Raw genomic sequence first — 22,791 nt, 5'->3', positions numbered from 1 at the left:
ACAAATCCTTCCCTATGTAGGAGCTGAAAAAAGGAACTACATTATGACCGCGCTGCCTCTCCCAGGCAATCGACGCGCGTCGCTGCACTGACAGCGCGAAAGGCCGGTCGTTACAATCCCAACCCTCCCGAAATCCACCGGAGTTCCGCCCGCGTGTCAGTTTTGCGTACCCCGTCAATTCCTGAAACCGCCGGCCGCCAGCAGTGGGGCAATCTGCCCGGCGCCGCGCTAGCCCTCGCCATCGCTGAAGCCGCCAAGGCCGCGACTCGCCGCTTCACCCTGCTGATCACCCAGGACAGCCAGACCGCCGATCGCCTGGAGCAGGAACTCCGCTTCTTCGCCCCCGAGTTGCCGGTGCTGAATTTTCCCGATTGGGAGACGCTGCCCTACGATGTCTTCTCGCCGCATCAGGACATCATCTCCCAGCGCGTCGCGACTCTTTATAGGCTGCCGGAGCTCTCCCACGGTATTTTGGTAGTCCCTCTGGCGACCGCCCTACACCGCCTGGCACCCACCCGTTTCCTGCTCGGCAGCAGCCTGGTGCTGGACGTCGGCCAGCGGCTGGACGTGGAAGCCACCCGCGGACGGCTGGAAGCAGCCGGCTATAGATATGTGGATACGGTGTACGAACATGGCGAGTTCGCCGTGCGTGGCGCCCTGATCGATCTCTTCCCCATGGGCAGCAACCTGCCCTACCGCATCGACCTGTTCGACGACGAGATCGAGACGCTGCGCACCTTCGATCCGGAAACGCAGCGATCCATCGACAAGGTCGACAGCATCCGCCTGCTGCCGGCGCGGGAATTTCCGCTGCATAAAGAAGCCGTGACCGGCTTTCGCGCGCGATTCCGCGAGCGCTTCGACGTGGACTATCGCCGCTGTCCCATCTATCAGGACCTGGCGAGCGGCATCACGCCGGCGGGCATCGAGTACTACCTGCCGCTGTTCTTCGATGAAACCTCGACCCTCTTCGACTATCTGCCGGCCAACACCCAGGTGTTTTCCCTGCCCGGCATCGAGCAGGCCGCCGAGCAATTCTGGACCGATGTCCGCAATCGCTACGAAGACCGCCGGGTCGATCCGGAGCGGCCGCTGCTGCCGCCGGCCGATGTCTTCCTGCCGGTGGAAGACTGCTTCGCCCGCCTGAAGAACTGGCCGCGGGTGGTCATTGGCGCGGACGACCTGGAATCCGGCGTGGGCCGTGAGCGCTTCGCCGCCCGCGCCCTGCCGGACCTGGCCATCGACGCCAAGGCCAGCCAGCCGCTGGCGGCCCTGGAGCACTTCATCACCGACTTCCCCGGCCGGGTGCTGTTCACCGCGGAAAGCGCCGGCCGCCGCGAAGTGCTGCTGGAGTTGCTGGCCCGCCTGAATCTGCGCCCCGGCCAGGTCGAGGGCTGGGCGGCCTTCCAGGCCAGCGCCGAGCGCATTGCCATCGCCCTGGCGCCACTGGACGAGGGCCTGGTGCTGGATGACGCCGGCGCCGCCCTGATTCCGGAAAATCCGCTGTTCGGCCAGCGCATCATGCAGCGCCGCCGCCGCGAGAAGGGTCGCGATGCCGGCGAGAACGTCATCAAGAATCTCACCGAGTTGCGCGAAGGCGCGCCGGTAGTGCACATCGACCATGGCGTTGGCCGCTACATGGGCCTGATCACCCTGGAGCTGGACGACCAGCCCCAGGAATTCCTCCTGCTCGAATACGCCGACGACGCCAAGCTCTATGTGCCGGTGGCCAGCCTGCACCTGATCGCCCGCTATTCGGGCACCGACGATGCCCTGGCGCCCCTGCACAAGCTGGGTTCCGAGACCTGGCAGAAGGCCAAGCGCAAGGCCGCCGAGCAGGTACGCGACGTGGCCGCCGAACTGCTCGACATCTATGCCCGCCGCGCCGCGCGCAAGGGCTATGCCTTCAGGGACCCGGCCGTCGACTACGCCACCTTCTCCGCCGGCTTCCCCTTCGAGGAGACGCCGGACCAGCAGGCCGCCATCGAGGCGGTGCACAAGGACATGCTGGCGGGCACGCCCATGGACCGCCTGGTCTGCGGCGACGTGGGCTTCGGCAAGACCGAGGTGGCCATGCGCGCAGCCTTCATCGCCGTGCACGGCGGTCGCCAGGTGGCGGTGCTGGTCCCCACCACCCTCCTCGCCCAGCAGCACTACAACAGTTTCCGCGACCGCTTCGCCGACTGGCCGGTACGCGTCGAGGTGATGAGCCGCTTCAAGTCGGCCCAGGAAGTCGCCGCCGCCGCGCGGGAGCTGGCCGATGGCAAGATCGACATCATCATCGGCACCCACAAGCTGCTGCAGGGCGATGTGAAGTTCAAGGACCTGGGCCTGGCCATCATCGACGAGGAGCACCGCTTCGGGGTGCGTCAGAAGGAACAGCTGAAGTCGCTGCGCAGCGAGGTGGACATCCTCACCCTCACCGCCACGCCGATTCCGCGCACCCTGAACATGGCCGTGGCCGGCATGCGCGACCTGTCCATCATCGCCACGCCCCCGGCCCGCCGGCTTTCGGTGCGCACCTTCGTCATGGAGGAGCAGAACGCCGTGATCAAGGAAGCCCTGCTGCGCGAGCTCCTGCGCGGCGGCCAGGTGTACTTCCTGCACAACGAGGTCAAGACCATCGAGAAGCGCGCCCGCGAACTGGCCGAGCTGGTGCCCGAGGCCCGCGTCGGCATCGGCCACGGGCAGATGCGCGAACGCGATCTCGAACAGGTGATGAGCGACTTCTACCACAAGAGATTCAACGTGCTGGTGGCCTCGACCATCATCGAGACCGGCATCGACGTGCCCAATGCCAACACCATCATCATCGAGCGCGCCGACAAGTTCGGCCTGGCCCAGCTGCACCAGCTGCGCGGCCGGGTCGGGCGCAGTCACCACCAGGCCTACGCCTACCTGCTCACGCCGCCCCGCAAGGGCATGACGCCGGATGCCGAAAAGCGCCTGGAAGCCATTGCCGGCGCCCAGGACCTGGGGGCCGGCTTCATCCTGGCGACCCACGACCTGGAAATCCGTGGCGCCGGCGAGCTGCTCGGCGAAGGCCAGAGCGGACAGATCCAGGCGGTGGGTTTCACCCTCTACATGGAAATGCTGGAGCGCGCGGTCAAGGCCATCCGTAAAGGCGAGCAGCCCAACCTAGAAAAGCCCCTGGGGGGCGGTCCGGACATCAACATGCGCGTCCCCGCGCTGATCCCGGAAGACTACCTGCCCGATGTCCATGCGCGGCTGATCCTCTACAAGCGCATCGCCTCGGCAGCGGACGAAGACGCTCTCAAGGAATTGCAGGTGGAGATGATCGATCGCTTCGGACTCCTGCCGGAACCGACCAAAAATCTGGTGCGCCTGACGCTGCTCAAGCTGCGCGCGGAAGGCTTGGGCATCGTCAAGGTGGATGCGGGCCCCCAGGGCGGGCGGCTGGAATTCGCCGCCGATACCCAGGTGGATCCACTGGTGCTGGTGAAGATGATCCAGGCGCAGCCGAAGAAGTATCGGCTGGAGGGCGCGACCCTGTTCAAATTCCAGGTACCGATGGAGCGGGCGGAAGAGCGCTTCAACGTCCTAGAAGCCCTGTTCGATCGCCTGACGCCCGCCGCCAGCTGATCGAAGAGCCGCTCGCCGGGTATCCCCGGGAGCGGCTCGGTCGCTATCAGCCCGTCAGCACCTCGGCCAGCACCTGCCGCACCTCGTCGATGCCGCTGGCCAGGACCGCTTCGATCTCGGCCATGGTGATTTCCCGCTGCACCTTGCCGGCCGCCGGATTCACCACCAGCGCCAGACAGGCATAGGGCAGGCCCAGTTCGCGCGCCAGGGCCGCTTCCGGCATCCCGGTCATGCCGACGATGTCGCAGCCGTCGCGTTCCAGCCGGACGATCTCTCCTGCCGTTTCCAGACGTGGCCCCTGGGTGGCGGCATAGACGCCATGGTCGCTGTGCGGCAGCTGCAGCTTGCGCAGCGCATTCAGCAGCTGCTGGCGCAGGGGCTCGTCGTAGGGAAAGCTGAAGTCGATGTGGGTGACATGCGCAAGGTCCGCGCCCTCGAAGAAGGTATGGCCGCGCCCCCAGGTGTAGTCCACCAGCTGGTGGGGCACGCACAGATGGCCACTGCCCATGGCGGCATGGATGCCACCCACGGCATTCACCGCGACGATGGCCTCGGCGCCGGCTTCCCTGAGCGCCCAGAGATTGGCGCGGTAGTTGACCTGGTGCGGCGGAATGCGGTGCGGATGGCCATGGCGGGCCAGGAACAGCACCGGTAGGCCGGCATAGTGGCCGCGCTGCACGGGCGCCGAGGGCGCACCCCAGGGCGTCTCGAAGGTCTGGGCCTGGTCCAGCTCCAGGCCGGCGAGCGCGGTGAGACCGGTGCCGCCGATGATGGCGTAGGTAGTCATGGAAACGTCCTTTAGATGAGTTCAGCCTGGCGCAACCGCCGCAGGGCAAGACTCCACTGCGGTTGCTGGCGGTAATCGAGATCGACGAGGCGGCGGGCTCTCATGCTGGCCAGTCGTGGCGCGGGCGAGACGCCCAGCTGCTGCACCCGGGTCAGGGCCAGCTCGGCCGCTGCGCGGTCATTGCACACCAGCCCCATGTCGCAGCCGGCGGTGAGCGCCGCCTCGACGCGCTGGCCGGCATCGCCCGCGACGTGGGCACCCGCCATCGACAGGTCGTCGCTGAAGATCACGCCCCGGTAATCCAGCTCGCCGCGCAGGATGTCCTGCAGCCAACGGCGGGAAAAGCCGGCCGGCTGGGGATCCACCGCTGGATAGATGACGTGAGCGGGCATCACCGCTCCCAAGGTCGGCAAGAGAGCCTGGAACGGGCGCAGGTCGGTGCGCAACAGGGTGTCCAGATCGCGCTCGTCGGTGGGAATGGCATAGTGGGAGTCGGCTTCGGCCCAGCCGTGGCCGGGGAAGTGCTTGCCGGTGGCGGCCATACCGGCGTCGCCCATGCCCGCGATGAAGGCACTGCCCAGCTCGATCACCTGGTCGGCACTGCCGAAGGAACGGGCGCCGATGACCTGGCTGCGCCCATGGTCGACGTCCAGCACCGGGGCGAAACTGAAGTCCAGCCCTACCGCCAGGATCTCGGTCGCCATCAGCCAGCCGCAGAGGCGGGCGAGTTCCGCGCTGTCCGCGCGCCCGCCCAGCTGCCCCATGGCCGGCAACCGCACCACGTCGCGGCGCAGGCGCTGCACGCGACCGCCTTCCTGGTCCACGGCCAGCAGCAATTCTGGTCGCACCGCGCGAATGGCACGGCACAGTTCCCGTACCTGCCCCGGGGTTTCGATGTTGCGGGCGAACAGGATCAGCCCGCCCACCTCCGGCTGGCGCAGCAGCTGGCGATCCTCGGCGGTGAGCCAGGTGCCAGCGATATCGACCATCAGGGAGCCTTGCATGGGTACCTCGTCCGAATGCTCCGGCGCACGGCGCCGTGAAAGGGACGCAAGCTTACCCCAGGCACCGCCGGCCTCGCAGCCTAGTAGCTCTCGGCCGTCTCCGCGACCACCGGCCGCCGTGGCCGATACTGCGCCTGGGCCAGCTCCGGCGCGTGCATCGCCGTGGGGGCGCGCATTCCGCTGGCGAGGAAGGGCACCATGAGTCGCAGTACCTGATCGGTATGGGTATCGACGCCGAAATCGTTTTCGCCGATCGCCCGCAGCGCCTTGATGCCGGACATGCTGAACACCGCCGCGCCCAGCATGAAGTGGGCGCGCCAGAACAGCTCCAGCGGCGGGATCTCGGGCACGGCTCGATTCACCAGCAGCAGGAAGCGGCGGAAGGCGCGGCCGTAGGTCTGTTCCAGGTACTTGCGCAGGTGGCCCTGGCTCTGGCTGAAGGCCAGGCCCAGCAGACGCATGAACACCGAGAGGTCATTGCCATGCCGCGGCTTTATGGCCAGGGAGTGATCCACCAGCAGATTCAACAGCGCCTCCAGGCTCACGTCCTCGCCATGCTTCGGCTGCCACTGATCGAGGTCCCGCTCCAGGTTGAAGCAGAAGGGATCGAGGAAGCGCGAGAACACCGCCTGGATCAGGGCCTTCTTCGAGCCGAAGTGATAGTTGACCGCGGCCAGGTTGACCCCAGCTCGCGTGGTGATGAGTCGCAACGAGGTTTCGGCAAAGCCGCGCTCGGCGAACAGCTGCTCGGCCGCATCCAGAATGCGTTCAACGGTATCCGACTGCGCCATGACCTTCCCCGATAGATGAATTTCCGTTTGAAACATATGTTTCAAACGCTACCGAAGTCAATCGCGGGCTGGTCTGCGAACAGCCATGCGAAGCCCTGGAAGGTACGTCATTCCGTCATTTGAACGCTATCTACAGTGAATTCGGCCTGTCGTCCGAAGCCAGGGGCAGCGGCCTTGCCTAGCACCCGGAGTTACTGTATATAATCACAGCATCATTAGACGACGCGACGTGCATCATGCTGAAACTGACACCGCGACAAGCCGAGATCCTGGCCTTCATCAAGCGTTGCCTCGAAGCCAATGGCTTTCCGCCTACCCGCGCGGAGATCGCGCAGGAGCTTGGTTTCAAATCACCGAACGCGGCCGAGGAGCACCTCAAGGCCCTGGCACGCAAGGGCGCCATCGAGATGACGCCGGGCGCCTCTCGGGGCATCCGCATTCCGGGTCTGGATGCCACGCGCAAAGCCGACGAGAGCCTGCCGGTCATCGGTCGGGTTGCTGCGGGCGCGCCCATCCTGGCCGAACAGAACGTCGAAGAGAACTGCGCCATCAATCCGGCTTTCTTCCAGCCCCGTGCCGACTACCTGCTCAAGGTAAAGGGCATGAGCATGAGAGACGTCGGCATCCTCGATGGCGACCTCCTGGCCGTCCATGTGACCCGTGAGGTGCACAATGGCCAGATCGTCGTGGCCCGGGTGGGCGACGAGGTTACCGTGAAGAGATTCAAGCGCTCGGGCAACCAGGTCACCCTGCTGGCAGAGAATCCCGAGTTCGCCCCTATCGAAGTCGATCTTTCCACCCAGGAATTCGCCATCGAAGGGTTAAGCGTTGGCGTCATCCGCCGCTAACGTCTAAGGCTGGCCCTCGGGCCAGCCTTAATCACGCCTTTTGCCTTACGCCGAAGTCTTGATCGGGGATATCTGTTCGCGCTCCGGAAAGCGTTCAAGACCAGGCTGAGCACAGTGACGTCATGTATCCGTGGTACATGACCTCAAGTGGATTTGATCGAGTCGCCTCCAGGAGGTCGCCATGCAATTTCCCCTGATGTTCGATGCACCTCGCTCGTCCGTTCAAGAGCTGGATCTGGCACCCGAGCTCCTGCTGCAGGAGCTGACCGCCTTTCTGCCCAAGCCTGGCAGGCCGGCACGAGAGCTGCCGGCCGCCCCACTGCCGGACACTTTCAGCGAGATGTCCCTGCACGGTAGCCAGGAGCAGTGCCTGCAATTGCTGGCTCCCATCCTGCGCCAGCTGAGCGACAAGGACGATGCCCGCTGGCTGACCCTGGTCACGCCACCGTCGCTGCTCAGCAACGCCTGGCTGCGCAGTACCCATCTGAATCCGGAGCGCGTGCTGCTGCTGCAGACGCCGAGCGCGGCCAAGACCCTGCAACTGGCCTGCGAGGTGTTGCGCAAGGGACAGAGTCATACGGTGATCAGTTGGCTGCACGACCTGAGCGATGCGGGCAAGCAGCAACTGGCACGCGCCGCGGCCCAGGGCAACAGCCAGAGTCTGAACGTCAGATTCGCGTAGGCAGCAGGCAGAAAGGGATGTAGCGGCGGCATTCCCGCGAGGAATGCCGGATCGGGCGGAGAGTCAGTGCAGGACGCGGGGTTGATCGTCACGCTGAAGACTGTCGCCTTCCGCCAGGCGACCCGCCATCTGCACGCCCAGGTTGAACATGGCCTTGGCCACCTCTATCTGCTGTCCATGCAGGAAATCCTTGGCATCGCTGGAAAACTCAAGGGTAACGAGGGCTTCCTCGTCGTCCGCACGGCGCAACACGATGCGACCATCGGAGAGTTCAACGATTTCCAGGTAGGCAGTAGTCATTCAGTATCTCCACAGCTAAGCGGATAGTGTAACAGCGTGGGGTCTGAGAGGCCGACTTGCCTGAGCCTTTTTCGACGGTCTGCAAGGCCAGCATCCTGACGGCCTTGGATGAGTTGCCAATGGAACGGGTCTACCACTCGGTCATGGCACCGCGGAATCTGAGCGCCGTCTGCTTGAGGCTTTCGCGCCAGGCTTCCACTTCTTCAAGACCCAGCTCCGGCTCGGCCGGTTCAAGGCTGACCGCCTCGATCAGGGCCAGCGTCGGGTCCTGCTTGGGCCGTCGTGGCGCCTGGGGCGGCTGCAGCAGCCGCTGGTATTCGGCGATCAGCCGTGCCAGCCAGGTCTCCGAATTGCCAGCCAGCTCCACCAGCTCACCCATTTCCGGACTGGGCGCTTCGTTCAAGGCTTCGGGTGAGAGCAGGATGGCGAGCGATGTGGCCTCCATGGTGGGATGACGGTAGAAACCCGCCACTTCCTGACAGAGGCCCAGCAGGGCTCCATGCAGATGAAACAGGCAGGCCTCGCGCTCGGCCATGATGCGGCCCTGGCTTTGCGCGGAAGGTGCCGCCTGAGCCGAGCGCCAGCTGTCCAGCGCCAGACCGGCGAAATAGAGCTTCTGGTTGGTGCGGGTGTAACGCTCGTTGGCCATGCCCTTCTCCTCGGGCCGGCTCACGCCGACCGCCTGTCTCGCGCCGAAGCCAGAGGCCCTAGCGCTTCTCTTCGACCTGCCACTTCTTGCCGTCGTAGAAGGCCTTCCAGCCGGTGGGCTTGCCCTCGACCTCGGTCTGCACGTACTGCTCCTTGGTCTTGCGGCTGAAGCGGATCACCGCCGGGCGACCCTCGTCATCCTTCACCGGAGCACTGAGCAGATAATGGTACTTGGGATCGATCTCGTCGCGATGGGGCAGCAATTCGCTGACCAACGGCGCACGGGTTTCGCGATTCTTCGGGAAGCCGCTGGCGGCCAGGAACAGACCCGAAGCGCCATCACGCAACACATAGGTGTCGTCGACCTTTTCGCAACGCAGCTCCGGCATGGGTACGGCGTCCATCTTCGGCGGCGCCGGCTCACCGTTCTTGAGCAGCTTGCGGGTGTTCTTGCAGGCCGGGTTGGTACAGCCGAAGAACTTGCCGAAGCGGCCGGTCTTGAGCTGCATCTCGCTGCCGCACTTGTCGCATTCCAGCGACGGGCCTTCGTAGCCCTTGATGCGATAGCTGCCTTCCTCGATCTCGTAGCCGGGGCAATCAGGGTTGTTGCCGCAGACGTGCAGCTTGCGGTGCTCGTCGATCAGATAGGCATCCATCGCGGTGCTGCAGATGGGGCAGCGATGCTTGCCACGCAGGACCAGAGATTCGGACTCGCCCTCGTCGTCTTCAGCGATCTCGTCGCCGGGCACCAGGTTGATCGTGGCCTTGCAGCGTTCCTTGGGCGGCAGGGCGTAACCGGAGCAGCCCAGGAAGACGCCAGTGGAGGCGGTACGGATCATCATCGGCCGGCCGCAGAGCTGGCAGGGAATGTCCGTCAGGGTCGGCTGATTGGCGCGCATGCCCTTCTCACCCGCTTCGGCGTATTCCAGCTTCTGCTTGAAATCCCCATAGAATTCGTCGAGCAGATTCTTCCAGTCCCGTTCGCCCTGGGCGACGTTGTCCAGATTGCCTTCCATGTTGGCGGTGAAGCTGAAGTCCATCAGGTTGGCGAAGCTTTCGTTCAACCGGTCGGTAACGATGTCGCCCATCTTCTCGGCATAGAAACGGCGATTGTGCACCGTCACGTAGCCGCGATCCTGAATGGTGGAAATGATGGCGGCATAGGTCGACGGCCGGCCGATGCCGCGCTTCTCCAGCTCCTTGACCAGGCTGGCTTCGGAGAAGCGGGCCGGCGGCTTGGTGAAGTGCTGGCTCGGATCGAGCTTGACCAGGCCGAGGTCCTCGCCCTGCTTCATCTCGGGCAGGACGTCATCGTCGCCCGGCTTGCTCTGCTGCGGCAGGACCCGGGTATAGCCGTCGAACTTGAGGATGCGGCCACGGGCACGCAGCTCGAAGTCACCCGCCGCGGCAGTCACGGTGGTGGACAGGTATTCGGCTGGGGGCATCTGGCAGGCCAGGAACTGGCGCCAGATCAGTTCGTACAGACGCTCGGCATCACGCTCCATGCCCGACAGGCTGTTGGGCTTGACGTTAATGTCGGATGGGCGGATGGCCTCGTGCGCTTCCTGGGCGCCTTCGCGGCTGCCGTAGACATTGGCTTTTTCCGGCAGGTACTGCTTGCCGAATTCGCTCTCGATGTAACCGCGGGCCATGGCGATGGCATCGCCCGACAGGTTGGTCGAGTCGGTACGCATGTAGGTGATGTAGCCGGCCTCATAGAGACGCTGGGCCATCATCATGGTCTTCTTCACCCCGAAGCCCAGGCGATTGCTCGCGGCCTGCTGCAGGGTGGAGGTGATGAAGGGTGCCGAGGGCCGGCTGCTGGTCGGCTTGTCTTCGCGCTTGGCGATGCGATAGGCAGCCTTCTCCAGCTTGGTCAGGGCGGCCCTGGCCTGGGCTTCGTTCAGCGGCTTGAAGGCTTCACCCTTCTCGCGCACCACTTCGAAGCGCACCTGGGCCTTTTTCGGCGTGGCCAGGTCGGCGTGGATTTCCCAGTATTCCTCGGGGACGAAGGCGCGGATCTCGCGCTCACGCTCCACCACCAGCTTGACCGCGACGGACTGCACCCGACCGGCGGACAGGCCGCGGGCAATCTTCGACCACAGCAGCGGCGAGACCATATAGCCGACCACGCGGTCAAGGAAGCGGCGCGCCTGCTGGGCGTTGACGCGATTGATGTCCAGTTCGCCGGGCCGGGAGAAGGCCTCCTGGATGGCCTTCTTGGTAATTTCGTTGAAGACCACGCGCTTGTAGCGCGAGTCGTCGCCGCCGATGGCTTCCCGCAGGTGCCAGGCGATGGCCTCCCCTTCGCGGTCCAAGTCGGTCGCGAGATAGACGGTGTCGGCGTCCTTGGCCAGGCGGCGCAGTTCCTCGATCACCTTTTCCTTGCCGGGCAGGATCTCGTAGTGCGCCTTCCAGCCGTGTTCGGGGTCGACGCCCATGCGGGTGAAGAGCTGGCGCCGGGCCTTTTCCTTGGGTGACAGCGCGGGCGCCTCGGCGGCGGTCTTGCGCGTCTTGGCGGCGGGCTCCTTGGCGGTGCCGGCGCCGCTGGTGGGAAGGTCGCGGATATGGCCGATGCTCGACTTCACCACGTACTGGTTACCCAGGTACTTGTTGATGGTCTTGGCCTTGGCCGGGGATTCCACGATGACCAGCGATTTACCCATGGGAGAGTCAGATTCCTGCTTGAAGGCGGTAAGCGAGCGAAAGGCGAGCGCCGGAACGGCGGATGGAGGACCAGACCGATTTGAGTCTGGTGCGCCGGGGGGCGGTCGGCCAACGCGGCACCGCTATATATAGTGGCGATGTCGGCAAGGTCAAGGCTGCGGCGTGGCATCCAGACCCAAGGGATCGGCTTCGACGCTGATCAGCGCGAAGCGCGGCACCTGCTCGCCATCCACCTGGACGCTCTGGCGAAACATGCTCAGGGGACGCGCCCAGAGACCATATTCACCATACAACGCCTGATAGATGACCAGCTCTTCTTCGGTCTCGGAATGCCGGGCCAGACCCAGCACCCGATACTGCTGACCCTTGTAGTGCCGGTAGAGTCCCGTCTGCAATGCCATGTTCCACCTCGAAAAAAGAAAACCGGGGCAGCCCTGGGGCGCCCCGGTCGGATGACGCACGCTGCGGCGGATCAGCGCAGGCGTTCGAACACCGTGGTGATGCCCTGGCCGAGACCCACACACATGGTGGCCAGGCCGAAGGTGCCGTCATTCTGTTTCATGACATTTAACAGCGTGCCTGAAATTCTGGCGCCAGAGCAACCGAAGGGATGACCCAGGGCGATGGCGCCCCCGTGCAGATTGACCTTTTCCTCCATCTTGTCGAGCACCTTGAGGTCCTTCAGTACCGGCAGGGCCTGGGCGGCGAAGGCTTCGTTGAGCTCGATGAAATCGATGTCGGCGATGGTCAGGCCGGCGCGTTTGAGAGCCTTCTGGGAAGCCGGGACCGGACCGTAGCCCATGATCGCCGGATCCACGCCGGCGACGGCCATGGAACGGATCCTGGCCAGCGGCTGCAGGCCCAGGTCCTGGGCGCGTTGGGCCGACATGACCAGCATGCAGGAAGCACCGTCGGTGATCTGCGAGGAAGTGCCGGCGGTCACGGTACCACCCTTGGGGTTGAACGCCGGCTTCAGGGCCGCCAGGCCTTCGAGGGTGGTTTCCGGACGGATGGTCTCGTCCTGGCTGAAGACCTTGAGGAAGCCGTTCTCATCATGACCTTCCAGGGGAATGATCTCGTCCTTGAACTTGCCTTCCTTGGTGGCCTTCCAGGCCAGCTGGTGCGAGCGATAGCCGAACTGGTCCTGGGCCTCGCGGGTGATGCCGTGCATCTTGCCCAGCATTTCGGCGGTCAGGCCCATCATGCCGGAGGCCTTGGCGGCGTGCAGCGACAGCTGGGGGTTCGGGTCGACGCCGTGCATCATGCCGACATGGCCCATGTGCTCCACGCCGCCGACGACGAAGACGTCGCCGTTGCCGGTCTGGATCGCCTGGGCGGCGGTGTGCAGGGCGCTCATGGAAGAGCCGCACAGGCGGCTTACCGTCTGGGCGCCGCTGGTGTGGGGAATGCGGGTCAGCAACGACGCCATGCGGGCGATGTTCCAGCCCTGCTCCAGGGTCTGGTTGACGCAGCCCCAGATCACGTCTTCCACCTCGGCCGGATTGACCTGGGGATTGCGGTCGAGGACCGCGTCGATCAGCCGCGCGGACAGGGTCTCGGCGCGGGTGTTGCGGTGCATGCCGCCCTTGGAACGGCCCATGGGCGTGCGGGCGAAGTCGACGATGACGACGTCTCTCGGATTCAGACTCATTTTTTTACTCCAGGCTCAACCGAAGAAGCGTTGGCCAGCGGCGGCCATTTCGCGGAGTTTGGGGGTCGGGTGGTACAGCGGCCCGAGGTCGGCGTACTGGTCGGCCATGGCGACGAATTCGGCCACGCCCAGGCTGTCGATGTAGCGCAGCGCACCGCCCCGGAAGGGCGGGAAGCCGATGCCGTAGATCAGCCCCATGTCGGCTTCGGCGGCGCTGTCGACGATACCGTCTTCCAGGCAGCGCACGGCTTCCAGGCACAGCGGCACCATCATCCGCTCGACGATCTGCTCGTCGGTGAATTCACGCTGTTCGTAGGTGACCGGTGCCAGTACCTCGGCCACGGCCGGATCGGCGACCTTCTTCGGCTTGCCCTTCTTGTCGGTCTCGTAGACATAGAAGCCCTTGCCGTTCTTCTGGCCGAAGCGCTGGGCTTCGTAAAGGGCGTCCACCGCGGTCTTGCGGCTTTCCTTCATGCGCTCGGGGAAGCCCTCGGCCATGACGTCGCGGGCGTGGTGGGCGGTGTCCATGCCGACCACGTCCATCAGGTAGGCCGGACCCATGGGCCAGCCGAATTTTTCCATCAGCCGGTCGACGCGCTGGAAATCGGCGCCCTGGGCCAGCAGCGCGGCGAAGCCGCCGAAGTACGGGAAGAGGATGCGGTTGACTAGGAAGCCGGGGCAGTCGTTGACCACGATGGGGTTCTTGCCCATCTGGCGGGCATAGGCCACGGTGGTGGCGATGGCCCTTTCGCTGGTCTTCTCGCCACGGATCACCTCGACCAGGGGCATCATGTGCACCGGGTTGAAGAAGTGCATGCCGCAGAAGTTTTCCGGACGCTTGAGCGCCTGGGCCAGCAGGCTGATGGAGATGGTGGAGGTGTTGGAGGTGAGGATGGCGTCTTCGCGCACCTGGCCCTCCACTTCCGCCAGCACGGCCTGCTTGACCTTGGGATTCTCGACCACGGCCTCGACCACCAGGTCGACACTCTTGAAATCGCCATAGGACAGGGTCGGCCGGATGCGATTGAGCGCCTCGGCCATCTTCGCAGGCTCCAGGCGCCCCTTCTCGACGCGCTTGTTGAGCAGCTTGCTGGCTTCGCTCAGCCCCAGCTCCAGGGCTTCGTCGCGAATATCCTTCATCAGGATCGGGGTGCCCTTGAGCGCGGACTGGTAGGCGATGCCGCCCCCCATGATGCCGGCGCCCAGCACGCTGGTCAGCCTGACCGGCGCAGCCTGTTTCTCCAGCACCTTGGCCTTGCGCTTGAGCGCCTGGTCATTGAGGAACAGGCCGACCAGGCTGGCGGAGACCGAGGTCTGGGCCATCTTGGCAAAACCGGCGCCTTCCACTTCCAGAGCCTTGTCGCGGCCGTAGTTGGCGGACTTCTGGATGGCCTTGATGGCTTCCAGCGGCGCCGGATAGTGCGGACCGGCCTGGCTCGCGACAAAGCCCTTGGCCGATTCGAAGGCCATCATGGCCTCGATGGCATTGAGCTGCAGCTTTTCCAGCTTGGGCTTGCGCTTGGCACGGTAGTCCAGCTCGCCGGCGGCGGCGCGACGAACCAGGTCCAGGGCGGCATCGAACAGGTGCTCGGGGGCGACCACGGCATCGGCCACGGCGACCTTGAGAGCGGTGGCGGCGTCGTTTTCCTTGCCGGAAGCGATCCACTCGATGGCGTTGTCGCTGCCGATCAGGCGTGGCAGGCGGACGGTGCCGCCCCAGCCCGGATAGATGCCCAGTTTGACTTCCGGCAGGCCGATGCGTGCCGCGGTGCTCAGCACCCGATAGTCGGCGGCCAGGGTCATCTCGCAACCGCCACCCAGGGCGATGCCGCCCACGGCGGCCACGGTGGGCACCGGCAGGTCTTCGAAGTCGTTGAAGATGCGGTTGATCTCGGCGATGCCGGCCTGCAGCTCTTCGGTCGGCCGACCGAACATCTCGACGAATTCGGTGATGTCGGCGCCGACGATGAAGACGTCCTTGCCGCTGGTGACGATGACGCCGCGCAGGCCGGCGTGGGCTTTCAGGGCATCCACGGCCTGGCGGAATTCACGCAGGGTGATGGCGCTGAACTTGTTGACCGATTCGCCTTGGAGGTCGAAGCGAAGTTCGGCGATGCCGTCCTCCACGTCGCGCACCGAAAGGGCTTTGCCTTCGAAAATCATCAGCGGGTCTCCCTTGAGTCCTGGTCGCAAGGCGGGCGGCAGCTTCGGATGGAAGCCGAAAATCGCCAGCCCCGATATTGTTCTGTGGAGGGCACCGGCCGGGCCGGGGCGAAAATTCATACAACCGTTTGAACGGTTCGCACAACCTTCTGGCAAAAGCGGGCGCTTGTCAATTGGGATGCACGGGGAAAGCGTGGTCGGGGGTTCGAGTGGTGAGAGCTTGAGCTTGGCGCGCTTCTGTGCAAGATAGCCGTGGAGCTATCCCCGACTCCTGGAGTCGAAACTACAAGTGGGCAAGCGTCTGCCTGAACAGTTGCCGAGCGACAGCCGGTTCTGTCCGGCCAGCACCTGAAGCCCGCGAATCGAGCGCCAGCCACGGTACGGTCTGGCGCCCCATCATGAAGGAGAGATGTGTATGGCCTACCAACACATATTGGTTGCCGTCGACCTTACCGAAGATTGCCAACCGGTGATCCGTCGCGCCGTGGCCCTGGGTCAGTGCTGTGGCAGCAAGGTGTCGCTGGTGCACGTGGTCGAACCCATGGCCATGGCCTTTGGCGGTGACGTGCCCATGGATCTGTCGTCGCTGCAGCAGCAGCAGATCGAGCAGGCGCGCGAGCGGCTGGATGGCTTCACCACCCAGTACGCCGAGTTGGCTGGCAATTGCGTGCTGGCCTATGGGCAGCCGCGCCAGGAGATCCACCGCATGGCCAAGGAGCAGGGCTGCGACCTGATCGTGGTCGGTAGCCATGGTCGTCACGGCCTGGCGCTGCTGCTGGGCTCGACGTCCAACGACCTGTTGCACGGCGCGCCCTGCGATACCCTGGCGGTGGCTTTGAAGAAAGACAAGGCCTGATCCCGCGGCCGGGCTGGATTACTCCAGTTCGGCCCAGCGCTCGATCAGCCGATCCAGCTCGGCCTGCAGCGCGTCCATGCGGGCGAGCTTGGCCTGGGTGACTTCGCCCGGCAGCTGGTAGAAGCCGGGATCGGCGATGGCGGTCTGCAGGGCTTCCAGCTCGATTTCCGCGGTTTCTATGGCGCCTGGCAGGGCGTCCAGCTCGCGCTGCTCCTTGTAGTTGAGCTTGCGCCTGGCCGGTGCGGCTGCAGCAGCGACCGGGGCCGCCGCGGGTGCGGGCTCGGTCTTGGCAGCCACTGGCGCAGCCTTGCCGTCCTCGCGGGTCTGCACGCCCAACAGGCGCGGTGAGCCGCCCTGGCGCAGCCAGTCCTGGTAGCCACCGACGTATTCCCGTACCCGCCCTTCCCCTTCGAACACCAGGGTGCTGGTCACCACGTTATCGAGGAAGGCCCGGTCGTGGCTGACCATCAGCACGGTGCCCTCGAAACTCAGCAGCACTTCTTCGAGCAGTTCCAGGGTCTCGACGTCGAGGTCGTTGGTCGGTTCGTCCAGCACCAGCAGGTTGGCTGGCTTGCTGAACAACTTCGCCAGCAGCAGGCGCGCGCGCTCGCCACCGGACAGTGCCTTGACCGGGGTACGGGCCCGTTGGGGGCTGAACAGGAAGTCGCCCAGGTAGCTCAGCACATGGCGATCCTGGCCGTTGATGGTGATGAATTCGCGACCCTCGGCGAGGTTGTCGATCACCGTCTTTTCCGGCTCCAGTTGCAGGCGCAGCTGGTCGAAGTAGGCGATCTCCAGCTTGGTGCCGTACTGGATCTTGCCGGTGGTCGGCTGCAGGTCACCCAGCAGCAGCTTGAGCAGGGTGGTCTTGCCGGAGCCGTTGGGACCGAGCAGACCGATGCGATCGCCGCGCTGGATCAGCAGGGTCAGGTCACGGATCAGGGGTTCGCCACCGGGATGGGCATAGCTCATGTGCTCGGCGAGGATGACCTGCTTGCCGGACTTGTCGGCCGTCTCCAGCAGGAGGTTGGCCTTGCCCTGGCGCTCACGGCGCTCGCTGCGCTCGTTGCGCATGGCCTTGAGGGCGCGGACACGGCCTTCGTTGCGGGTACGGCGGGCCTTGATGCCCTGACGGATCCACACCTCTTCCTGGGCCAGGCGCTTGTCGAACAGGGCATTGGCGGTCTCTTCCGCCGCCAGTTGCTGCTCCTTGTGCACCAGAAAGCTGGCGTAGTCGCCCTGCCAGTCGATCAGGTTGCCGCGATCCAGTTCGAGGATGCGGGTGGCCAGGGCCTGGAGGAAGGCGCGGTCGTGGGTGATGAACAGCACGGCGCCGGGATAGCCGCGCAAGGCGTCTTCCAGCCAGGCGATGGCGCCGATGTCCAGGTGGTTGGTGGGTTCGTCGAGCAGCAGCAGATCCGGCTCGGCCACCAGTGCCTGGGCCAGCAGCACGCGCCGCCGCCAGCCGCCGGAGAGTTCGGCGAGGGTCTTTTCCGCCGGCAGCTGCAGCCGGCTCAGGGTGCTGTCCACCAGTTGCTGCAGGCGCCAGCCATCGCGGGCCTCCAGCTCCTGCTGGACGTGCATGAGCCGCTCCATGTCCAGTTCACCGCTGGTGTCCTGGGTGAGGTGGTGATACTCGGCGAGCAATTCGCCGACACCGGCCAGGCCGGCGGCCACCACGTCGAACACCGAGCGGTCGTCGGCGCGGGGCAATTCCTGCGGCAATTCGCCGATCTTGATCGCCGGGGCGCGCCAGACCTCGCCGTCGTCGGCCTGCTGCTCGCCCTTGACGATGCGCAGGAGGCTGGATTTGCCGGTGCCGTTGCGGCCGATGATGCATACCCGCTCGCCCCGTTCGATCTGCCAGGACACCCCGTCCAGCAAGGGGGTGACGCCAAAGGCCAGGGATACGTTGGTGAACTTGAGCAGCGCCATGGGTTTCTCCGCGAAAAAGGCCAGCCAGTCTAGCAGAGACGCCTGCCCCGGCGCCGGTCGGTGCGAGCCGGCGAAACGCCCGGACCGCCCGACGGCAGGCCATGGCCGACGCTTTCGCCACCTGCCGCCGGCACGTAAGCTAGACTGCCCCGTGACGGTCGGCCGCCTGCCCTGAGCCTGGCGCGCCGCCCCCTCCGCATCCAGCTTTTACGGAATTCCCATGCGCGGTCGCCTGTTCGTCATCCTGCCCCTGCTCCTCGCTCCCCTGATCGGCTCCACCACCTCGCAAGCCGCTCCCCTGGAGCAGCAGCGGCAACTCTACGACCAGGCCAAGGCGGCGCTGGACCGCGGTGATGCCAGCGTCTACCTGGCCAATCGCGGCGAATTGCGCACCTATCCGCTGGAGCCCTATCTGGCCTACGACGAGCTGATCAAGCGCGTCCCCGGTGCCAGCGATGCCGAGATCGAGGGCTTTCTCGCCGAGCACGGCGATCTGCCGCAGTCCAACTGGCTGCGCCTGCGCTGGCTGCGCAGCCTGGCCGATCGCGGCGACTGGAATCGCTTCGAGAAATACTATTCGCCGGACTTCAACTTCACCGAACTGGACTGCCTGCACGGCCAGTACCTGATCGCCCAGGGCAATGCCAGCGAGGGCTTCAAGCTGGCGGAGAAGTACTGGCTGGTGGGCAAGGCCCAGCCGACCACCTGCGATGGCCTGTTCCAGGCCTGGGCGGCGCGCGGCCAGCTCACCGAGGAGCGGGTCTGGGAACGCGCCAAGCTGGCCGCCGACAAGGGCGAGTACGGCCTGGTGCGCACCCTGTCCGCCCAGTTGCCGACGCTGTCCGGCCAGGCCCAGCGGCTGATCGACGTGGCCCAGAAGCCGCAGCAGATCGCCAATGTCCAGGCCTTCGCCCCGGCCAGCGAGAGCCTCGCCGACGTGGTCGGCCTGGGCCTGCGCAAGCTGGCGCGCCAGGACCCGGAACAGGCCATGAGCCTGCTTGAGGTCTACAGCCAGCGCATGCCCTTCACCCGCGATGAAAAGGTCGCCATCGCCCGCCAGATCGGCCTGACCCTGGCGAAGAATTTCGATCCGCGCGCCCTGCCGCTGATGGAGCGCTATGACCCCGAACTGCGGGACGACGACGTCAGCGAATGGCGTGCCCGACTGCTCCTGCGCCTGGGTCGCTGGAGCGATGCCCACGCCCTGATCGAACGCTTTCCGCCGAGTCTGGCCAAGGCCAATCGCTGGGAATACTGGCGGGCCCGCACCCTGGAGCTGATGCAGCCGCAGAGTCCGGCGGTGCTGCGCGAATACGCCGAGGTCAGTCGCGAGCGCGACTACTACGGTTTCCTTGCCGCCGACCGCAGCAAGGCGCCCTATCAGCTCAACAACAAGCCGCTGATGCTCAGCGACGCCCTCAAGCGCAAGGTGCGCAATACCCCTGGCGTGCAGCGCGCCCTGGAATTCATCGCCCGCGGCGAACCGATCAACGCCCGCCGCGAGTGGTTCTATGTCAGCCGCCACTTCAACCGCGACGAACTCGTGGCCCAGGCGCGCATGGCCTATGACATGCAATGGTATTTCCCGGCAATCCGCACCATCAGCCTGGCCAAGTACTGGGACGACCTGGATATTCGTTTCCCCATCGCCTATCGCGAGAGCTTCGTGCGCGAGGCCCAGACCCGCGGTCTGCACAGCAGCTGGGTGTTCGCCATCACCCGCCAGGAAAGCGGCTTCATGGCCGATGCGCGCTCCGGGGTGGGCGCCATGGGCCTGATGCAGCTGATGCCGGCCACCGCCAGTCATACCGCCAGCAAGTTCGCCATTCCCCTGGCCTCGCCACAGCAGGCGCTGACCCCGGAAAAGAACATCCAGCTGGGCACCGCCTATCTGTCGATGGTCCATGCCCAGTTCAACGGCAACCGGGTATTGGCCTCGGCGGCCTACAACGCCGGCCCGGGGCGGGTGAAGCGCTGGCTGACGGGCGCACGCCACCTGGCCTTCGACGTCTGGGTGGAAACCATTCCCTTCGATGAGACGCGGCAATACGTGCAGAACGTGCTGGCCTACGCAGTGATCTACGGCCAGAAGCTCAATGCGCCGCAACCCCTGGTCGACTGGAACGAGCGCTTCTTCGACGAGACCTGAGCGCTCGCCGGCCCGCCCTGATACCACCGCAGCGGACTCGGACGCCTGTTCGTGTCCGCTGCACAGTGACCGCCTAGAGCCCCTGCGTCACCCGACGGCAGCATCCTGCCAGGCCTTAGGCCCCGTGACAGCTGCGCAAAACAGCGCCACCCCCTATACTGCAGCCCCTTTTTTTCCGCTATTGAACCGGAGAAACCCATGCTCAAGCGTTCGCTGGCCCTGGCAGCAGGCCTGGCCCTGTCCCTGACGTCCCTGCTCTCCCACGCCGCCGCCGAATTGCGCGTCTCGGCCATTCCCGACGAGGCGCCCACCGAGCTGATCCGCAAGTTCAAGCCGCTGGGTGAATACCTGGAGCAGCGCCTGGGCATGCCGGTGAAATTCGTCCCGGTGTCCGACTATGCCGGCGTGGTGGAAGCCATGGCCTCGGATCGCCTGGACCTGGCCTGGTTCGGCGGCTTCACCTTCGTCCAGGCGCAGCGCAAGGCGCCGATGACCCCCCTGGTGCAGCGCGAAGAAGATCAGAAGTTCACCAGCAAATTCATCACCGCCGACCCGGCTGTGAAGACCCTGCAGGACCTCAAGGGCAAGACCTTCGCCTTCGGTTCGGTCTCTTCCACCTCGGGCAGCCTGATGCCACGCTACTTCATGCAGCAGGAAGGCATCGTCCCCGAGCAGTTCTTCTCGCGGGTGGCCTATTCCGGCGCCCATGACGCCACCGTCGCCTGGGTCGCCGCGGGCAAGGCCGATGCCGGTGTGCTCAACGCCTCGGTGTGGAAGAAGCTGGTCGACGCCGGCAAGGTCGATACCAGCAAGGTCCGAGTGATATCCACCACCCCGCCCTACTACGACTACAACTGGACGGTGCGCGGCAGTCTGGATCCGCAACTGGCGGCCAAGATCAAGCAGGCCTTCCTCGACCTGGATCCGGCCAAGCCGGCCGACAAGGCGATCCTCGACCTGCAGGCGGCCAGCCGCTTCGTGCCGACCTCGCCGGACAACTACAAGAGCATCGAGGCTTCCGCCCTGGCAGCCGGCCTGCTCAAGTGAGTCTCGCCCTCAGGGGCGTGACGCTGGTACACGCCGACGGCTCGCCCGCCCTGGCCGATCTCGACCTCAGCCTGCAACAGGGTGAGCAGGTCGCGCTGATCGGCCCGTCCGGGGCGGGCAAGACCAGCCTGTTGCGCCTGCTGGCCACCGGGCTGCGACCGGTCGCAGGTGAGCTGGAGCTGCTCGGCCAGGAGCCCTGGAGCCTGGGCAACCGGGAGCGGCGCCAGTTGCGTGCCCGCATCGGCCTCATCCATCAGGCGCCGCCCTTGCCGGCGCGCCAGCGCGTGATCACCGCGGTACTGGCCGGACGCCTCGGCCAGTGGTCGCTGGCGCGCAGCCTGGTCAGCCTGGTGCATCCCCTGGATCGTGACGGCGCCGCCGCCGCCCTGGCGCCGCTGGATCTCGCCGATCGCCTCTATTCCTCCTGCGATCAGCTGTCCGGTGGCCAGCTGCAGCGCGTCGGCATCGCCCGGGCGCTCTATCAGCAGCCGCAGCTGCTGCTCGCCGACGAACCCGTGTCGGCCATGGACCCGGTGCTGGCCGGCCATACCCTGGAGGTGCTGAGCGACGCTGCGGCGCGCCAGGGCACCACCCTGGTAACCAGCCTGCACAATGTGGAGCTGGCGTTGCAGCGCTTTCCACGCATTCTCGGCCTGCGGGCCGGCCGCTTGCTGTGGGACAAAGCCGCGAGCGCCGTCACCCCGGCCGATCTCGCCGCGCTCTATGCCAACGAGGGGCTGAGCGCCACACTGGCGCCCGCCGCACCGGCCCCGGCCGAGACGCCGCTCGACCTGCCGCGATGCTGACCTCGCCCCGCCAGGACCCGGCCGCCCGGCCCCGTCTGCTGCTCACCCTGCTGGCCCTGCTGCTGGCCTGGCCGACGCTGCGCCTGGCGGAATTCGATCTCTTCGGACTCTTCACCGGCGACAACGCCCGCACCATGGGCAACTTTCTCGCCGGCTTCTGGCCACCCGCCCATGACGCCGACTTTCTCGCCGTGCTCGGGCGCGCCACCCTGGAAACCCTGGCCATCGCCACCCTGGGCATGGCCCTGGCGGCGCTGATCGCCCTGCCCGCCGCTCTGCTCGCCACTCGCGTGCTGTCGATCTCCGCCCTGCCCCGCGGCGGACGTCCAGGCCGCTTGCCGCGCCTGCTCCGCGGACTGGTCCGCGGGGTGCTGATCGTCCTGCGCAGCGTGCCGGAGATCGTCTGGGCGCTGCTGTTCGTCCGCGCCGTGGGCCTGGGTCCCACCGCCGGGGTGCTGGCCATCGCCATCACCTACGGCGGCATGCTGGGCAAGGTCTATGCGGAGATCTTCGAATCGGTCGATCCCCGCCCGGCGCGGGCTCTGCTGCTGCAGGGCGCCGGTCGCCTGCAGGCCTTCGTCTATGGCGTGCTGCCCAATGCCGCGGGCGAGATGATTTCCTACAGCGTCTACCGCTGGGAATGCGCCATCCGCGCCTCGGTGGTGATGGGCTTCGTCGGTGCCGGCGGTCTCGGTCAGCAGGTGGACCTGTCGCTGCGCATGTTCGCCGGTGGCGAGGTGGCCAGCCTGCTGCTGACCTTCCTGGTGCTGGTGCTGCTGGCCGATGTGCTCAGTCGCCTGCTGCGCCAGGTGGAGCGCAGTCAGGGCGGCGGCCGCGGCGCTCTGACGGTGCTG

At 65.8% G+C, this 22,791-nt stretch carries 17 protein-coding genes and 1 pseudogene; 8 read left to right on the top strand and 10 right to left on the bottom strand.

Annotated elements, in window-relative coordinates:
* Nucleotides 1-153: 153 nt before the first annotated feature.
* Nucleotides 154-3,603, top strand: a complete 3,450-nt coding sequence (mfd, locus tag OMP44_RS00325) for a transcription-repair coupling factor (RefSeq protein ID WP_280305853.1) — start codon at nt 154-156, stop codon at nt 3,601-3,603.
* A gap of 46 nt (nt 3,604-3,649) precedes the next feature.
* Here mfd and OMP44_RS00320 read toward each other — a convergent pair whose 3' ends face one another.
* The 3 genes from OMP44_RS00320 to OMP44_RS00310 form a co-directional block, all read right to left on the bottom strand.
* On the bottom strand, nt 3,650-4,390 hold the full coding sequence (locus tag OMP44_RS00320; RefSeq protein WP_187980110.1) for an S-methyl-5'-thioinosine phosphorylase: 741 nt from the start codon (nt 4,388-4,390) through the stop codon (nt 3,650-3,652).
* Between the two features lie 11 nt (nt 4,391-4,401).
* Nucleotides 4,402-5,394, bottom strand: coding sequence for a beta-N-acetylhexosaminidase (gene nagZ, locus OMP44_RS00315; protein WP_187980111.1), 993 nt, complete (start codon nt 5,392-5,394; stop codon nt 4,402-4,404).
* Between the two features lie 80 nt (nt 5,395-5,474).
* Complete coding sequence (locus tag OMP44_RS00310; protein WP_133862796.1) at nt 5,475-6,185, bottom strand: TetR/AcrR family transcriptional regulator; 711 nt, start codon at nt 6,183-6,185, stop codon at nt 5,475-5,477.
* Nucleotides 6,186-6,421: 236 nt separating this feature from the next.
* Here OMP44_RS00310 and lexA point away from each other — a divergent pair, with 236 nt between their 5' ends.
* A complete protein-coding gene (lexA, locus tag OMP44_RS00305) occupies nt 6,422-7,033 on the top strand; it encodes a transcriptional repressor LexA (protein ID WP_133862797.1) in 612 nt (203 codons plus the stop codon).
* 181 nt (nt 7,034-7,214) lie between these two features.
* Nucleotides 7,215-7,715 carry an SOS-induced cell division inhibitor SulA gene (gene sulA / locus OMP44_RS00300; RefSeq protein ID WP_158894147.1) on the top strand — a complete coding sequence of 167 codons (501 nt, stop codon included), beginning with the start codon at nt 7,215-7,217 and terminating at the stop codon, nt 7,713-7,715.
* A gap of 63 nt (nt 7,716-7,778) precedes the next feature.
* Here sulA and OMP44_RS00295 read toward each other — a convergent pair whose 3' ends face one another.
* The 6 genes from OMP44_RS00295 to fadB all read right to left on the bottom strand — a co-directional run bounded on the left by OMP44_RS00295 (nt 7,779) and on the right by fadB (nt 15,144).
* Nucleotides 7,779-8,015 carry a hypothetical protein gene (locus tag OMP44_RS00295; protein WP_007162387.1) on the bottom strand — a complete coding sequence of 79 codons (237 nt, stop codon included), beginning with the start codon at nt 8,013-8,015 and terminating at the stop codon, nt 7,779-7,781.
* 130 nt (nt 8,016-8,145) lie between these two features.
* Nucleotides 8,146-8,664: a DUF6586 family protein gene (locus tag OMP44_RS00290; RefSeq protein ID WP_280305845.1), complete on the bottom strand. Its 519-nt coding sequence runs from the start codon at nt 8,662-8,664 to the stop codon at nt 8,146-8,148.
* Nucleotides 8,665-8,722: 58 nt separating this feature from the next.
* Entirely contained in the window at nt 8,723-11,329 is a 2,607-nt protein-coding gene (gene topA, locus OMP44_RS00285) for a type I DNA topoisomerase (RefSeq protein ID WP_280305843.1), read from the bottom strand.
* 150 nt (nt 11,330-11,479) lie between these two features.
* Entirely contained in the window at nt 11,480-11,731 is a 252-nt protein-coding gene (locus OMP44_RS00280) for a DUF1653 domain-containing protein (protein ID WP_178083935.1), read from the bottom strand.
* A 71-nt stretch (nt 11,732-11,802) separates the two neighbouring features.
* The gene (gene fadA, locus OMP44_RS00275) at nt 11,803-12,981 is read right to left on the bottom strand and encodes an acetyl-CoA C-acyltransferase FadA (protein WP_280305840.1); all 1,179 of its coding nucleotides are present in this window, start codon (nt 12,979-12,981) and stop codon (nt 11,803-11,805) included.
* 15 nt (nt 12,982-12,996) lie between these two features.
* Nucleotides 12,997-15,144, bottom strand: coding sequence for a fatty acid oxidation complex subunit alpha FadB (gene fadB, locus OMP44_RS00270; RefSeq protein WP_280305838.1), 2,148 nt, complete (start codon nt 15,142-15,144; stop codon nt 12,997-12,999).
* A 415-nt stretch (nt 15,145-15,559) separates the two neighbouring features.
* On the opposite strand from fadB, the gene OMP44_RS00265 reads away from it, so the two are divergent.
* On the top strand, nt 15,560-16,000 hold the full coding sequence (locus OMP44_RS00265; RefSeq protein WP_007162381.1) for a universal stress protein: 441 nt from the start codon (nt 15,560-15,562) through the stop codon (nt 15,998-16,000).
* Between the two features lie 18 nt (nt 16,001-16,018).
* On the opposite strand, the gene OMP44_RS00260 is transcribed toward OMP44_RS00265, so the two are convergent.
* Nucleotides 16,019-17,935, bottom strand: a complete 1,917-nt coding sequence (locus OMP44_RS00260; protein ID WP_280305830.1) for an ATP-binding cassette domain-containing protein — start codon at nt 17,933-17,935, stop codon at nt 16,019-16,021.
* 220 nt (nt 17,936-18,155) lie between these two features.
* Between OMP44_RS00260 and OMP44_RS00255 the strand changes: the two genes are divergently transcribed.
* From OMP44_RS00255 to OMP44_RS00240, 4 genes and pseudogenes are all read left to right on the top strand, one after another.
* A complete protein-coding gene (locus OMP44_RS00255; protein WP_187980115.1) occupies nt 18,156-20,084 on the top strand; it encodes a transglycosylase SLT domain-containing protein in 1,929 nt (642 codons plus the stop codon).
* Between the two features lie 198 nt (nt 20,085-20,282).
* Nucleotides 20,283-21,131 carry a putative selenate ABC transporter substrate-binding protein gene (locus OMP44_RS00250; RefSeq protein WP_133862805.1) on the top strand — a complete coding sequence of 283 codons (849 nt, stop codon included), beginning with the start codon at nt 20,283-20,285 and terminating at the stop codon, nt 21,129-21,131.
* Nucleotides 21,128-21,937 carry a phosphonate ABC transporter ATP-binding protein gene (locus tag OMP44_RS00245; protein ID WP_273862955.1) on the top strand — a complete coding sequence of 270 codons (810 nt, stop codon included), beginning with the start codon at nt 21,128-21,130 and terminating at the stop codon, nt 21,935-21,937. The genes OMP44_RS00250 and OMP44_RS00245 overlap by 4 nt, the downstream gene beginning before the upstream one ends.
* Nucleotides 21,931-22,743 (top strand): annotated as a pseudogene (locus OMP44_RS00240) (PhnE/PtxC family ABC transporter permease); the annotation flags it as partial. The gene OMP44_RS00245 and the pseudogene OMP44_RS00240, both read left to right, overlap by 7 nt.
* Nucleotides 22,744-22,791: the final 48 nt, after the last annotated feature.

It is taken from the genome of Pseudomonas flavocrustae, assembly GCF_029872515.1.
Taxonomy (GTDB): Bacteria; Pseudomonadota; Gammaproteobacteria; order Pseudomonadales; family Pseudomonadaceae; genus Chryseomonas; species Chryseomonas aestiva.
This window is presented reverse-complemented; position numbering and strand designations above follow the sequence as displayed.

Coding starts and splice junctions, on each gene's coding strand:
- OMP44_RS00320 (WP_187980110.1), bottom strand. CDS start 4,390: ATGACTACCTACGCCATCATCGGCGGCACCGGTCTCACCGCGCTCGCC.
- nagZ (WP_187980111.1), bottom strand. CDS start 5,394: ATGCAAGGCTCCCTGATGGTCGATATCGCTGGCACCTGGCTCACCGCC.
- OMP44_RS00310 (WP_133862796.1), bottom strand. CDS start 6,185: ATGGCGCAGTCGGATACCGTTGAACGCATTCTGGATGCGGCCGAGCAG.
- lexA (WP_133862797.1), top strand. CDS start 6,422: ATGCTGAAACTGACACCGCGACAAGCCGAGATCCTGGCCTTCATCAAG.
- sulA (WP_158894147.1), top strand. CDS start 7,215: ATGCAATTTCCCCTGATGTTCGATGCACCTCGCTCGTCCGTTCAAGAG.
- OMP44_RS00295 (WP_007162387.1), bottom strand. CDS start 8,015: ATGACTACTGCCTACCTGGAAATCGTTGAACTCTCCGATGGTCGCATC.
- OMP44_RS00290 (WP_280305845.1), bottom strand. CDS start 8,664: ATGGCCAACGAGCGTTACACCCGCACCAACCAGAAGCTCTATTTCGCC.
- topA (WP_280305843.1), bottom strand. CDS start 11,329: ATGGGTAAATCGCTGGTCATCGTGGAATCCCCGGCCAAGGCCAAGACC.
- OMP44_RS00280 (WP_178083935.1), bottom strand. CDS start 11,731: ATGGCATTGCAGACGGGACTCTACCGGCACTACAAGGGTCAGCAGTAT.
- fadA (WP_280305840.1), bottom strand. CDS start 12,981: ATGAGTCTGAATCCGAGAGACGTCGTCATCGTCGACTTCGCCCGCACG.
- fadB (WP_280305838.1), bottom strand. CDS start 15,144: ATGATTTTCGAAGGCAAAGCCCTTTCGGTGCGCGACGTGGAGGACGGC.
- OMP44_RS00265 (WP_007162381.1), top strand. CDS start 15,560: ATGGCCTACCAACACATATTGGTTGCCGTCGACCTTACCGAAGATTGC.
- OMP44_RS00260 (WP_280305830.1), bottom strand. CDS start 17,935: ATGGCGCTGCTCAAGTTCACCAACGTATCCCTGGCCTTTGGCGTCACC.
- OMP44_RS00255 (WP_187980115.1), top strand. CDS start 18,156: ATGCGCGGTCGCCTGTTCGTCATCCTGCCCCTGCTCCTCGCTCCCCTG.
- OMP44_RS00250 (WP_133862805.1), top strand. CDS start 20,283: ATGCTCAAGCGTTCGCTGGCCCTGGCAGCAGGCCTGGCCCTGTCCCTG.